Raw genomic sequence first — 15762 nt, forward strand, 5'->3', positions numbered from 1 at the left:
AGCATAATATACAGGAAAGTACATTTAATTTTCTGCTAATTAAAATTTAGTGAAATAAAATTAGCGGAATGGGTTTGTATCACCAGAATGCACTTTGTCTATAATTTGACGTTCTAAAGCAGTAAATTCATTGACAAATTTTTCAGCAGATTTTAGTGGTTTTATGGCTAAAAAACCTTCTTGCATGAAGTCATACATCACTTCAAAATGATGTTTTATTGCGACATTTTTACACATTTTAAAAGCCGCTTGAATCATGAAAGAACGCATGTATTTATCAAGATAAACTCCAAGCTCATCTAACATATTTAGCTGTTTTTGACGATTATCACCTTGTTGAAGCTTAAGATAGGTTTGACGCATCATTTCATCAGTAATCGCTTCATGAGGATGATAATCTGCCAATAATTGTTCAGCAACTTGTTCATCTAATTCAACAGCAAATATTGCTAAAGAAACACCTAAAGCCCCAGTTTTGATCGCATTATCCGGTATAAAGTTTTCTGCTTTATGGGCATATTTGGTTAGGCGAGAAATTTGTTCAGCAAGTGCATCAAAATCTGGACCACCATATAGGCGGTTCATGAAAAAATCAGCCATAAGAATATTTTTTTTATCTAAAAATTGTTCTGCATGGGTATATTCCATGCGCTTTTTTTTCCAAGCCTGAACATCTTGTAAACGTTGAAAAAGTGTTGAATTTTTATGATATTTTAATCGATAGTAACGTTCTAATAGTTCATCTAATACAGCAAGTTTAGACATAAAGACTCTGAAGGAATGAATAGATGTAGTAAGTGTAAAAGGAGTTATTCCATGTGACTATGACATTTTTATTAAAATGATTATCATAATGGTTTAAAAAGCTGTAAAAATATACAAACAATTGAATCAGAACAACTTAAGGATATAGAAATATATCAATTGAATATTGAATAGATTCTTTAGAACAAATTAGAGGGATGTATGGTTTTAGCTAAAAATGATTTTAAAATGATGGAAGAGGAAGAACTCTCTGTCGCATTGATTCAAGCACAATATGATCTTTTACAATCCAAAGGAAAAAAAAACGCAAAAAGTTTAGTGATTTTGGTGAGTGGAATTGAACTTGCTGGAAAGGGTGAGGCTGTTAAGCAATTACGAGAGTGGGTCGATCCTCGTTATTTACGAGTAAAAGCAGATGCTCCTAATATTGTGAATGACCGTAATGTGTTTTGGCAGCCATATGCAAAGTCAATTCCTGCTGAAGGTCAAATTGTCGTGATGTTTGGAAATTGGTATAGCGACTTATTATCAACAGCCATGCATGTGTCTTCACCTTTAGATGAGACACTATTTGATGAATATGTAGAAAGTATGCGTACTTTTGAACAGGATTTAAAAAACAACCATGTTGATGTTATTAAAGTTTGGTTTGATTTATCTTGGAATTCATTACAAAAGCGTTTAGATCATATGGATCCAAGTGAGGTGCGGTGGCATAAATTGCATGGTTTAGATTGGCGCAATAAAAGACAATATGATAATTTGCAAAAACTAAGACAGCGTTTCACACATGATTGGCACATTATTGATTGTGAAAATGAAGCAGAGCGTGATCAACAATTTGCACAATATATTTTACGTGCAATGAAGCATTGCCCTGAACATTTAACCAAAGCAAAAGGAAAGTGGAAGCAGGCAAAAGTTCCAGAAGAAATTTTGAATCCATCAACTCATGTCATAGAAAAGTCTGAATATAAAAAAGAACTTAAAATCTTAACAAAAAAGGTTGCTGAAGCCCTTCGTTATGATCGACGTAATGTTGTGATCTTGTTTGAAGGGATGGATGCTGCTGGAAAAGGTGGTGCAATTAAAAGGATTGTGAAAAAGCTTGATCCACGTGAATATGAAATTTATACCATTGCCGCACCTGAACAATATGAGCTTGCACGACCTTATTTATGGAGATTTTGGGCAAAACTACAGCCTGATGAAAAAATTAATATTTTTGATCGTAGTTGGTATGGTCGCGTATTGGTTGAGCGTATTGAGAGCTTTGCGAATGATGTTGAATGGCAACGTGCTTATGATGAAATAAATGCATTTGAAAAAAGTTTATATAATCATGAAACAGTTGTAATTAAATTTTGGTTAGCTATTTCGAAAAATGAGCAAGAAGAACGATTTAAAAAACGTGAAGAAACGCCTCATAAGCAATTTAAAATTACAGAAGATGATTGGAGAAATCGAAGCCATTGGGATGAGTATTTAAATGCTGCCGCAGATATGTTTGCGCGCACAAGTACAGAATATGCGCCTTGGAACATTATTTCGACCAATGATAAAAATACGGCACGCTTAGAAGTACTAAGAACAATTTTAAAGCAACTTAAGGTTGGTTAAGCAACCTTAAGTTTTGAAGATATAGAAAAATTATTCTATATCTTCAGCTATTTCTTTGATTTGCTTATGTTGAATACTTTTTGCAAGTTTATAGCAATCATTTACATGTGCTTCAGCAACTTTCTTCATCACAAAAAAGCCCAAGCCAGCTGCAATCATTTGCCCGCCAATAGGAATAAATTTTGTAACTTGTTTTGTAATATATTTTGCAGCAGCATTATTAATGGATTTTTTAACAGCTGTACGTGCAATAACGAGCCCAGAAAACTCAATACCACGTTTACGTAGTTCTTCCCAATGAATTTGTTTTGTTGCAGGATCATAAACGCGAATATGTTCTGGTGCTAGACCAAAACGAGCGCTAATCTCTGGAATAAGTTGTGAAAGAATTCCTACATCAATAACAACATCAAAAAAAGGAACAGGTACAACTGCCGCCCCAGCAGAAAAATATGCTCGTGTTTTTACCAATTTCAGACATTCATCACGTATTTCTTCCAAGTTTAACGTGGGATCAATCGATGTCGGAATATTGTCTATTTTCATAATATTATTACCATAATTGCTGATCTACGTTATGCTACTCAAAGTATCATTAGTCCAATTAAATCTAAGATTTTTATCTATGAGCATGACTGTAATGTGACATGGACAAGCGAAGAAGTATAGTCAATAATCTTAATGATTTGTATGTGTTGGTTTTAGGGAAAGGAAGGTTTAATGGGGATTCATGTTATTCAAAGTCAACGCATTGATGTGCTTTTGGAAGCAATGCTAAAGACCGTACAGAAACCTACAACGAATCCATTTGAAGTTTTAAAACCACAACATTTTATTGTACCGTCTCCTGCTGTTGAGGCTTGGCTTACACAGCGCCTTTCAGAAAAAAAGGGGATTAGTGCTAATGCCTTATTCCATCATCGTATTCGTGGCTTTCAATGGGCTGCTTATCAATGGGTCTTGGATGAGCATAAAGATAAAGTTCGTAAAGCAAACATTCCACGAATTATTGTGAAATGGCGAGTATTTCAAGCACTAAAAGAATATATTCATGAAGAAACTAATCATCTTGAACAAGATCATCCTTTATACCCAATTATTCAAAAAATTTATGACAACGCTGACCGTTTAGAACAAGGCATTGAGAAGCAACTCAAAAAGCAAAGTATGCTGTATTGGGTTGCAGAGCAAGTTTCAAAATTGTTTAGCAACTATATGGTATATAGAGGACATTGTCAGAAGGGATGTGAAGGTGTGTGTCATTGTCCAAGCAACTGGCTAGATTTATGGGGAAATAATCAAGCACTTGATATAGAAAATATGTTTTTTAAAACAAATGGAGATATTTCATCCTTTGTTTTACAGCAAGCATATGAATTAGAGGCTTGGCAAAGATGGTTATGGCAAGAAGGTTTTCATCAAGACTTTCAAGATATGGAAGAAATTGATGAGCTATTTTGGCAGGCTTTGGGGAATCCTGAAAACCCAACAGATGCAGTAAAAAAATTACCACAAAAACTGGTGGTATTTACGTTATTAGATTTACCTTCTAGTCAGCTTAATTTCTTAAGACGACTTGGACAATATATTGATATTTTTGTTTTACATTACAACCCATCACAAGAGTATTGGGCAGATAGTGTCGATCCAAAATGGAAAGTTCGTTATGACGTTCGTGTAAAAGAACGCTTTATTGAAAAAAATCCGAAAGCGACAGATGAAGAAATTCAAAAATTCTTTGAGAAATTTACTTTAAACTTTAATGCGGAAAAACGTGAATCGCGCCATCCACTTTTAACACGACTAGGAAAACAAGCACGAGATCATTTTTCTCTTTTATCTAGTTTATCTTCAGGTGAAGAAGGTGTTTGGGCAGATCTTTTTGTTAATGATTATGCCGATACTTTATTGGCTAAAGTACAGTCTGATATTTTATATTTGGTTGAGCCTGAAGCTCATGCTTATACTTTAAAACCTAATGACGATTCTATTCAAATACATGTTTGTCATTCATCACAAAGACAGTTAGAAGTACTTAAAGATCAACTTATTCATTGGTTATCTAAAAGTACAGCAGAAAATCCGCGTAAGCCAAGTGATATTTTAGTGTTAAGTCCAAATTTAAAGGGAATTGAATCACTTATTCGTAGTACTTTTGCACCGCCACCAAGTACGAGAAATTTAGCATCTTCTTATACGCTATCGGCACAACGTTTAAGTCAGGATACCGTTTATTTACCTATACAAATTGCAGGGGTTACTCAGCTTGATGCAAGTAATGCTTGGCGAGCGGTATTAGGTCGAATTCAACTTATACAAAGCCGATTTACACTAGAAGATTTCGCAGATTGGTTAAGTTTAAATGCAACACTGGTTCGTTATGATTTGGATATTCATTGTGTTGAACGAATGATTGCATTATTGACAGATGCTGGGTTCAAGCGTGGATTTGATGAGGAGCATTTAAAGCAAAGTTTAAGTGAAGGTGATGAAGATTTTAGATTCAGTTTTAAATTTGCTTTAGATCGTTTGGCTTTAGGAATTGCCATTCCTGAACATGCTTTATTTCACGATATTTTAAGTTATTCTCAGGTGAGTCCAGGTGATTTTGAATTAATTGCAAAACTAATTGAAATTTATCATGATTTTAATTATCGCCGTGATTGGATGATTGCATATGAATTAGAACGGAACATTCATGTTGAGCAATGGCTAAAATTGCTGATGAAGGATATTTTAGAATTTATAGATGCAGGGGTAGATGCACTCAGTTCGGTATTTAAAATTGTTAAAAAACAAGAAAGAATGCTGACATTGGCAAACTTTTATGATGAAGATAATCATCATGCTTTAGGTGAATTATCATTACCATTACCGTACTTAATTGAAGAGATAAATCATTTAATAGATGCACAATTAGAGCAAGCAGAACCCACAGGACAAATTACATTTAGTCAAATTGGTCAAATTAGACCATTACCTTATAAACTGATTGTCGTCTTGAATTTAGATGGTGGTAAATTCCCAAATAGGAATGTGAATTTACCTTTTGATCTTATGGATATTCTTAAGCCACAATTAGGAGATCGTTCTCGTTTAGAAGATGATCAAGGTGCATTTTTAGATGTACTTTTATTGGCACAAGAAAATTTATGGTTATTTTACAATGGTTTTGATATTAATGATGGAGAAGTAAGAGATCCATCAACAGTCTTACAAGAATTAGTACAGCATTTGGAATTAATTGTTGAAACATCAGATAAATCAGAGAAAGCATTAAGTGAAATAACCTCTGTAAATGGTTTGAGTATTCCTAAACACTTAAAAAGCTTATATCACATTCACCGTTTACAACCTTTTGATCCTTTGGGTTTTGAAGAACAGCATGAGGTTCGTTATCGAGATCAATGGTTTAAAGTTGCGAATCAAATTCGTTCGGTAAAAGAACAACGTGAAGGTTGGGCAAATACGACATATCCTCTATTTGATGAAGATATTCAAGTATTAGACAGTCAGCAATGGATCAATGACGTTACATTTCCAGCACGATTATATTTAAAAAATTTAGGGATTAAAAATTTAAGTCCAAGTGATGTACCGACCTCTTTTGAGCCATTATTACTTGATGGTCTAGGACGATATGCTTTACGTGATTTTTTACATCAATATCAAGAAAGTGCAAATCAAGAGTTGTTGATGGATCGGCTTCCTGTTGGAAAAATTCAAGAAAGTGCATGGCAAATGAGTTTGATTGAGCAAGAACAATTGAAACATCGTTTACAGAAATACGCTTCAGAAGAAACGGTAACAACACATCAAGTTTGGCGTATTAATGCTGATTTACATATGAATGTTGTGTTACCGAAGCACAGTGCGACACATTGGGTGAGTATTAATGCTTCTAGTGCTCGGGCAAATCGTCGGGCTAAAGTCTGGTTGGAATATTTATTGTGGTTAGCTTATTTAAATTTAGCGGAAGGTGGTGCTGATTATCAAAGAATAGTTGTGTTTAGTGATCAGACTATTTTATGTGAAGGTGTTAGCTCAAACCAAGCAAAACAATGGCTTCAACTTTGGTTAGATGCTTGGGAGTTTGGTAAAACTCAACCACTTGTATTGCCTGCTGCACTGATTTTAAAAGTAATGGAAAAAGGGAAAGAACTTGAATGGCAAAGTGATGCAAATGGAAACATGGTCATTCAAAATATGGATGACATCTTAAAGACTTGGAATGAAAATGGTCAGTTCTCAGGCTTTGATGTAAGGTCTAATGAGTCTAGTAAATACCACCGAGATTGGCAATTTATTTTGCAAGAGCAAGATGTACAAGCATTACTTGAAAGTGCATGTGAACAATTTTCTTATAATTTGTATCAGCCAATTTTTTGGCATCAAAAGACGCTTGAGGATTAATTCATGAATAATAATCAAGCGAAGAATCATATTTCCTTTGAACCCATTAAAGACATGCAATTTGAAGGATTACACTGGATTGAGGCTTCGGCAGGAACAGGAAAAACTTATACTTTATCGAGTTTGATGGTTCGTATTTTATTAGGAAAATATTTGCCTCATCAGGTGATTGCTACAACGTTTACACGAGCTGCTGCGGCTGAATTAAAAACACGAATTCGTTTACGTTTAATAGATACCTTAAAATTTTTTGATGATCTTCAAAATAAAACTTCGGCTGAAATACAGATCATTTTGCAGCAAGAAAAAGATCCATTATTTCAAAAGGTTCTTCAAGATTATCTGGATAAAGTTGATTATGCCAAAGAACGACTAAAACTAGTTTTAGATCAATTAGATGAGTTATTTGTTGGGACTTTAGATAGTTTTAGTCAGAAAATTTTACGTGAATTTAGTTTTGAAAGTGGAAAAATTGAGTTAGCAGAAATTACAGATGATGCTAAAAGTTATACTTATCAATTAATTCATGATGTGTTGAGAGAGTGGATTCAAGCTCAACCTCAAAATGTGATTAACTATTTACTACTTCAACAAAAACTAAAATCAGTAGATCAATATATTACTATTGTTGAAAATACATTGAATTTCACCTCAGCGCATTTTCAAGAAGTTGAAGCACCAAAGCTTGATCTTGAACATTTTGAGTTAGCTATAGATAAATTATTACAACTTGATTTAAATCAAATAGAAAGTTTAGGTGAGTATTATTTAGAAGATGGGTTACATCATAATATTATCGCAAAGAAATGGCGTACTGATCATTTAATGCAAAAAACTTTATGTCTGGATTTGCCAGAGTTGTTTGAGGCACTCAGAGCACAGAGAAGTTATGCATTATTTGCACCACATTTCTCTGAAACATTAAAGAGATTAAGTGATTTAAGTACAAAAAAAGCACTTAATAAATGCGCTGAAAACGTATTAGATACGTTTAATCAGCATCCAGTGATTGTACAATTAAAAGGATTTTTTGAACAGTTACAACAGCTTGATGTTGATTTAAATTTATTAGACGCATATTTAAAATTTTATTTAAGTCAGCAAGTAAAAAGACGTCTTCCACAGCTATTACAACAAAAAGGTGAAACGACCTTTGCTCAGCAAATTAGAACATTGTCAGAAGCATTACAAGGGTTTCAAGGTCAACGTTTTGCTCAATTTATTCAAGCAAAATATCCATTAATTTTAGTGGATGAATTCCAAGATACGAATCAAGATCAAGATGACATGCTTGCACGAATTTGGCGTGATGCACAGCGTTATACTACTGGTTGCATGATTATGGTGGGTGATCCCAAGCAAGCAATTTATGGTTTTCGTGGCGGAGACATGTTGACCTATAACAAAGCAAGAATAGATGTTCTTGCCAAGCATGGGTATCAATATAGTTTAAGATTTAATCATCGTTCGACTGCACATTTGGTTGAAGTGGTTGATGCTTTATTTCAACGGCAAATGGATTTTGGAGAAGATGTATTTTATCAACCTGTTGAAGCAGGGCGACAACATGCTCCTTTAATTGATCAACATGGAGAAAATCATTTACCTTTAAGATGGATTATGCTTGAAGATAAAGCAGATGAGCCGATTCAAGTGGCTTGGAAGATTCGTGAATTATTAAATCAAAGTGCTTTAGGGCAGTTATTTTTAAATAACAATGGTATTCATCAAAAAATTATTGAAGATGATATTGCGATTTTATCTAAAAATCATGATGGTTTAGATAAGGCGCAGTATGAGTTGGAACGCTTGGGAATTCGTGTAAATCGTCCATCTAAAAAAAGTGTGCTTGATAGCCAAATTGCAAAAGATGTGGGGGCTTTATTAACGGCAATTATGCATCCTTATGATGAGGGAAAAGTAAAGCGCGCATTATTAACACGATTATTGAATTTTAAACTGAAAGATTTAATTGAACTTGAGCAACGAGCAGAAGGCTTAAGTCAATTTATTGCAGATTTTGATTTAATTCGTGAAATGTGGCTCGATAAAGGTTTTCTAACGGCTTGGCAATTTGCATTAAATTTATTCCATATTTGGGAAAATATGGTTGCAAGCCAAAGTCGTGATAATGAACGCGCAGTTGTTAATTTAAGACATCTTACGGAAGTTTTAAGTCAACATAGTGAACAATATCAAGGTGCTCAGAATCTTTATCAGTGGTATTTAAAACAATTAGAATCACCTAGTGAAAGAGAATGGGAGTTGGAGCGTAAACTGTCAAATGAGGCAGGTATTCAACTCATGACCATTCACCAATCAAAAGGATTAGAGTATAAAATTGTCTTTTTACTCGGGGCAGATAAAACATTTAAAGAAATGGGGAAAACATTAAACTTCTCCACAGAAACGGTGATAAATCCAGCAACAAAACAAGTAGAGCAATATCGAGTTATCGCAATTAATGACAAGGCTTTAATTACAGATGAAGCCCAAAAACAGCATCAGCAGCGTGCCGAGGCAGAGCAGCACCGCTTATGGTATGTTGCATTGACTCGAGCAAGTTATCGTGTTTATGCAATGATGAGTGACACTGAAGGAAAATCTACAACAGGATTGGCGTTTTGGAGGGGACAAGGGGAACAAATTTTCCAGCATTCTTTTAGTACAAATGAAGAACCATTAAAAGAACGCCCTAGTGTTATTAAAGAACAGCAAATTCAAATGATTGAATTACATGCGCTGACTTTTCCTGAACAACGATTTTATCCACGTTCAAAAACAAGCTTTAGTGCCTTATCTCAACATTTAAGTCGTAAACAGGCAATTGATGCGTTAGCAGCTCAAATTGAAAAAATTGAAAGTGCTGAAGATGAAATACATAGTGTTGTAGAACAAGAAGAGGAGTGTGATAAGCCAATCGACTGGATTAAACATCAATTCCCAATGGGAACGGTTGCTGGTAACTTTCTACATGAAATTTTTGAGCATATTGATTTTCAAGACATGACATTTTGGTCGCTTGAAATTTATCGACGTTTTAAAAATGATTATCCTGCATTATGGGCTGAACTACTTGAAAAATTTAATCAAAATTTTCCAGAACATCATGAAAATCAACTTATTGAGTTGATGGTAAAATGGTTGGTAGATGTATTAGATACACCTTTATATCAAGATTTTCAATTGAAGAATCTTGAAAAAGGGCAACATTTAGCTGAATTCCCATTTTATTTATCATTAGCTGATCATGTGTTGTCGACGAAACGAATTCATCAGCTGTTTTCCGATTATGGTATTTACATGCTGGATTTAAACGAAGCAAATTCAGCACGTTATTTAACAGGTTCAATAGATTTAGTCTTCTTTGATGGTCAGCGTTATCAAATTGCAGATTATAAAAGTAACTTTTTAGGGACTGACCAATCTCATTATGATTCTGAAAAAATTAAAGAAAATATGTCACATTCAAGTTATTGGTTACAGGCAGGATTATATTTAGTTGCCTTACATCGTTATTTGAAAGTTCAGCTAGATAACTATGATATTTATCAGCATTTGGGTGGTGCAACTTATTTATATTTGCGTGGTATGAATGGTCAAATGTTGCAAGGCTATCAGTATTGGCAACCCGAAGCTGAGTTTATTTTGCGACTTGATGCACTTTTAGGCACATATACTGAGGATAAACTAGTCAATATAGTCTGAATGTAACTATTTTTTACTATTAATACAGTTAATTAGATTGTGGATAACTTTGAGGATAATTGTGTGGAAAACCATCAAAAAGTGCTTAAACAACAACCTGAAAGTCAATCCTTAGCATGGTTTTCAGTCTGGAGTGATTTTATTTCAAAATCACCATTTTCCACACAAGTATTAAGTGAAAAATCTTCAAAAGTGATACAGGATATTTTGGAAGCAATCACACGAGGAGATAGTTGTATTGATGCAACTCAAGAGGATATTCAAGCATTAGGTAATTTAGCTCTGCATAATCAGGAGCTTTCATCTACAAATGTAGCGCCATTTATTTACGATCAGTATTTTCTTTATTTATACCGTTATTGGTCTTTAGAGGCATCTTTAGCACAACAAATTATTCGTTTAAAGCAACAAACTATTTTAGATATTCCATATATGGATGTTGAGTTACTCTTTAGTGATGAGTATCAAAAAAATGCATTAAAAACAGTTATTAATAATAATTTAAGTATTATTACAGGTGGACCCGGAACAGGTAAAACGTATACTTTGTCACGTATTATTGCGCTATTAAATTATGCTCAACCAAATTTACGTATTGCAATGGCTGCCCCAACAGGAAAAGCCGCTCAACGAATGAAAGAGGCATTACAGAATTCTTTTAATGATTCTAATTTAGCAGAATTCTTAACACCTGAACTTAAACAAATTACACCTATTACGATTCATCGGTTATTGGGTTTAGGGCACTCATCACATCCAAAATTCAATCTTAAACAGCCTTTACCTTATGATTTAATTGTAGTTGATGAAGCTTCAATGCTCGATTTGAATTTAGCAAACATGCTTTTTTGTGCCATTCCAGATCAAGCACGTCTTATTTTATTAGGGGATGCGCAGCAATTAGCTTCTGTAGATGTCGGAAATGTTTTGGCAGATTTACAGAATATGGATGCATTGTCTGAAAATAGAATTAATTTAGTTAAAAGTCGTCGTTTTAAAGAAGGTGCTTTAATTGGGAAAATGGCGAAGTTTATTTTAAATGAGCACGCTGATTCAGATATTTTAGATAAATTTTCTAAAACGATTGTTCCTGCTGAAATATTAAAAGATATTCAAATCAATGCAGAAATGTCTGATGTCGTTCAATTGGAGTATTTACCACAAGATATTTCCAGCCATACTCATCTTTCAACATATTATGATCAGTTATTTTTAGGATTTAAATCTTATAGTCAGGCAATTCAAAAATATTTAGAAAATGAATATTCCAATGCATCTTTATATCAAGTATTAGAAGCATTTGACCAATATAGAATTTTAACCGCAATTCGTCATTCATTATTTGGATTGGAGAGCCTAAATAGGCAAATCGAGCAACGCTTTTTAAGCAGTACTCAACAGCTTAAAATAGGGGATTGGTATGTTGGGCGCCCCGTGATGATGACATATAACGATTATCAACTCGGGTTATCCAATGGGGATATTGGTATTTGTTTAAAGCGAACTTCAGATTCTTCTACACCTTTTGAAGTTTATTTTCCAAGTCTAGAAAAATGGGTTCTTGCAAATCGGTTACCGAAGAATATTGAAACAGCATATGTCCTTACAATTCATAAATCACAAGGATCTGAATTTAAGCATACAGCAGTTGTTTTAGATCAAAAGGCAAAAAATTTACTGAGTAAAGAATTAATTTATACTGCTATTACACGTGCTAAATCTGTAGTGAGTTTATTGGTAGATCAGGCAGCATTTGAGCAATCTATTAAAGTCGGAACAGTCAGAAAGAGTGGGTTGTTAAGTAAAATTAATCTACTGGATTAATTAATAATTTTTGCTAAATAAATAGACATTCTGTAAGAAAATGCTTACAAGGATTCAAGATATTTGCGCATGGATTAGCCCAATCTGATCTGAGAAGATAGCGCTATAAAATAATCTAGCAAGGAATGCTGGGTATAAATCGTAAAATTATAATATTAAGTTGAATAACAACGAACTTACAGTGACGTAAGGAATAGAGGAAATTACAGCCGCTAAGCCTTGTAGTTTTGGGAGAGACTACAAGGCTTTTTTATATGTGAAATATATAATAATTTCAAAATGTTACATTGTTAAGTTGTGTAAAATATCCTACAAAGATATACGAAAATGTCTGTTTTTTATCTAGTATTTTAATGTAAAGATATGTAAACAAGGAAGTGTTGCTATATACAAGGATAGTTATATAAAAACACAGCTTAAATGCTGAATAATAATTAAAAGAAAATAATAAAAATGAAAAAACAGCGCACATAAGGCAGCTTAGCACACCACTAGGCTGTCTTTTTTCATTTAGTTATATATTTAAATAAATTCGAAATATTTCTTTAAATATCTTTAGATTTATTATTTTTAGTTAAATGAAATATGCTGAAGTGCTCTGAGTTGAATAAAGTTGAAATATAAAGTTAATCCCGCATAAAAATATAAGAGTAATAAAATGTATGTTTTTAATACACATAGATTTATGGATTTAGTTTTGCAATTCCCCCGTATTTCCCTTAAAATATTGTACTTGCTGTAGTGATGCACGGCAGTCAATTGTTTTCAATTGATCAATATCGAAATTTTAAATCTTAAGCATCTCGGAGAAATCGAATGGCTTTAACAAATGCAGATCGCGCAGAGATCATCGCTAAATTTGCTCGTGCTGAAAATGACACTGGTTCACCAGAAGTTCAAGTTGCTCTTTTAACTGCTCAAATCAATGACTTACAAGGTCACTTTAAAGAGCATAAACACGACCACCATAGCCGTCGCGGTCTTATCCGTATGGTTAACCAACGTCGTAAATTATTAGACTACTTAAATGGTAAAGATCATGGCCGTTATGTTGCTTTGATCGGTGCATTAGGTTTACGTCGTTAATTCGATTGAAACTTTTTTTCGGGTTATTGCATGTTAAGTGCTGTATTACTGAAAATAAAAGAATGTCTAGTTTTTTCTAGATAATTGAGAGGGGGCGATGATTCGCTCCTTCTTTGTGTTTAAAAATAGTCTTTCTGGTGAGGTCGGCTTCTAAGTTTTGTCATTTATGTTTTATGCCCATAACTTATGGGCTAGTGAATGCTAAACCTTAGGGGTCTCCACTAGAATAAATTAGGAAACAAAAATACATGTCAATGTTTAATATTGTTCGTAAAGAATTCCAATATGGTCAGTATAATGTTGTATTAGAAACTGGTCGTGTTGCTCGTCAAGCAAATACAGTTGTAATCACAATGGGGGGCGTAACTGTATTAGTTGCAGTTGTTGCTCAACCTACAGCTAAAGCGGGTCAAGACTTTTTTCCGCTTACAGTAAACTATCAAGAAAAACAATATGCTGCTGGTCGTATTCCTGGTGGATATGGTAAGCGTGAAGGTCGTGCTTCAGAAGCAGAAACTTTAATTTCACGTTTAATTGACCGCCCAATTCGTCCATTGTTCCCAGAAGGTTACTATAACGAAATTCAAGTGACAGCAACGGTTATCTCTTCTGATAAAACTATGGATGCTGACATTGCTGCAATGTTAGGTACATCGGCTGCATTGTCAATTGCTGGTACACCTTTCCGCGGTCCAATCGCAGGTGCACGTGTTGGTTTAATCAACGGTGAGTATATTCTTAACCCTAATCACGAACAGTTAAAAGAGTCGGATCTTGATCTTGTGGTTGCAGGTACTGAATCTGCGGTATTGATGGTTGAGTCTGAAGCGAAAGAGCTTTCAGAAGACCAAATGCTTGGTGCTGTATTGTTCGGTCATGACGAAATGCAAATTGCAATCCAGGCGATTAAAGAATTTGCTGCAGCTGCGGGCGCAACAGAATCAACTTGGATCGCTCCTGCGAAAAATGAAGTGCTTCTTGCTCAATTAAAAGAAGCATTTGAAGCGAAGATTTCTGAAGCATACACAATCGCTGTTAAGCATGAGCGTTATGCAGCACTTGATGCACTTCACGCTGAAGCTGTAGCTCAATTTGTTCCTGAAGATGATGAAACAGGTATTGCAGACGAAGTAAACGAGTTATTTGAAGATCTTAAATATCGTACTGTACGCGACAATATTTTATCTGGTAAACCACGTATTGATGGTCGTGATACAGAAACTGTTCGTGCACTTGATGTACAAGTTGGTGTGCTTGATCGTGCACATGGTTCAGCATTATTCACACGTGGTGAAACTCAAGCATTAGTAACAACTACGCTTGGTAATACACGTGATGCACTAATGGTTGATACACTTGCTGGTACAAAAACTGATAATTTCATGTTGCACTATAATTTCCCTGCATACTCTGTGGGTGAAACTGGTCGTGAATCAGGTCCTAAACGTCGTGAAATTGGTCACGGTCGTCTAGCACGTCGTGGTGTTCAAGCAGTTCTTCCACCAGCAGATCGCTTCCCGTACGTAATTCGTATCGTATCAGACATTACTGAATCTAATGGTTCATCTTCAATGGCTTCTGTATGTGGTGCTTCTTTATCACTTATGGATGCAGGTGTTCCACTTAAAGCTCCAGTTGCTGGTATCGCAATGGGTCTAGTGAAAGAAGGCGAGCGTTTCGCAGTTCTTTCTGACATCCTAGGTGATGAAGATCACCTTGGTGATATGGACTTTAAAGTAGCAGGTTCTGCAAATGGTATTACTGCACTTCAAATGGATATCAAGATAGAAGGTATTACTGAAGAGATCATGGAAGTTGCATTGAACCAAGCATATGCTGGTCGTATGCATATCCTTAATGCGATGAATCAAGTGATTTCACGTGCTCGTCCAGAAATTTCAATGCATGCGCCAACATTCCAGGTAATCAACATCAATCCTGATAAGATCCGTGATGTAATTGGTAAAGGTGGTGCGACAATCCGTCAAATCACTGAAGAAACTAAAGCTGCAATTGATATTGAAGACAACGGTACAGTTCGCGTATTTGGTGAAACAAAAGCTGCTGCTCAAGCTGCAATTGCAAAAATCCAAGCGCTTACTGCAGAAGTTGAACCGGGTACAATTTACGCTGGTAAAGTTATTCGTATTGTGGAATTTGGTGCGTTCGTAAACATCCTTCCAGGTACTGATGGTTTACTTCACATTTCTCAAATCTCTAACGAGCGTATTGCAAACGTTGCAGACGTATTGAAAGAGGGCCAGGATGTAAAAGTACAAGTTGCAGATGTAGACAACCGTGGTCGTATTAAATTAACAATGAAAGATATTGAACAAGCTTAATTGT

Annotated in this window: 8 protein-coding genes; 6 read left to right on the top strand and 2 right to left on the bottom strand. The window is 34.8% G+C overall.

The window, feature by feature from the left end:
- Positions 1 to 60 precede the first annotated feature (60 nt).
- A complete protein-coding gene (locus AOY20_RS05645) occupies positions 61 to 765 on the bottom strand; it encodes a DUF8198 family protein (RefSeq protein ID WP_054580959.1) in 705 nt (234 codons plus the stop codon).
- Between the two features lie 201 nt (positions 766 to 966).
- Here AOY20_RS05645 and pap point away from each other — a divergent pair, with 201 nt between their 5' ends.
- Complete coding sequence (pap, locus tag AOY20_RS05650; RefSeq protein WP_054580960.1) at positions 967 to 2385, top strand: polyphosphate:AMP phosphotransferase; 1419 nt, start codon at positions 967 to 969, stop codon at positions 2383 to 2385.
- A gap of 30 nt (positions 2386 to 2415) precedes the next feature.
- Here pap and AOY20_RS05655 read toward each other — a convergent pair whose 3' ends face one another.
- Positions 2416 to 2931: a hypothetical protein gene (locus tag AOY20_RS05655; protein ID WP_054580961.1), complete on the bottom strand. Its 516-nt coding sequence runs from the start codon at positions 2929 to 2931 to the stop codon at positions 2416 to 2418.
- A gap of 174 nt (positions 2932 to 3105) precedes the next feature.
- Between AOY20_RS05655 and AOY20_RS05660 the strand changes: the two genes are divergently transcribed.
- The 5 genes from AOY20_RS05660 (at position 3106) to pnp (ending at position 15758) form a co-directional block, all read left to right on the top strand.
- A complete protein-coding gene (locus AOY20_RS05660; protein ID WP_054580962.1) occupies positions 3106 to 6798 on the top strand; it encodes an exodeoxyribonuclease V subunit gamma in 3693 nt (1230 codons plus the stop codon).
- Positions 6799 to 6801: 3 nt separating this feature from the next.
- A complete protein-coding gene (locus tag AOY20_RS05665; RefSeq protein WP_054580963.1) occupies positions 6802 to 10506 on the top strand; it encodes a UvrD-helicase domain-containing protein in 3705 nt (1234 codons plus the stop codon).
- 63 nt (positions 10507 to 10569) lie between these two features.
- On the top strand, positions 10570 to 12330 hold the full coding sequence (gene recD, locus AOY20_RS05670) for an exodeoxyribonuclease V subunit alpha (RefSeq protein ID WP_054580964.1): 1761 nt from the start codon (positions 10570 to 10572) through the stop codon (positions 12328 to 12330).
- 816 nt (positions 12331 to 13146) lie between these two features.
- Complete coding sequence (gene rpsO, locus AOY20_RS05675) at positions 13147 to 13416, top strand: 30S ribosomal protein S15 (RefSeq protein ID WP_004637724.1); 270 nt, start codon at positions 13147 to 13149, stop codon at positions 13414 to 13416.
- Positions 13417 to 13670: 254 nt separating this feature from the next.
- Positions 13671 to 15758, top strand: coding sequence for a polyribonucleotide nucleotidyltransferase (gene pnp / locus AOY20_RS05680; protein WP_171250438.1), 2088 nt, complete (start codon positions 13671 to 13673; stop codon positions 15756 to 15758).
- The last annotated feature ends 4 nt before the right edge of the window (positions 15759 to 15762 follow it).

Origin of the sequence: Acinetobacter equi (assembly GCF_001307195.1) — a bacterium.
In the GTDB taxonomy this organism is placed as follows: Bacteria; Pseudomonadota; Gammaproteobacteria; order Pseudomonadales; family Moraxellaceae; genus Acinetobacter; species Acinetobacter equi.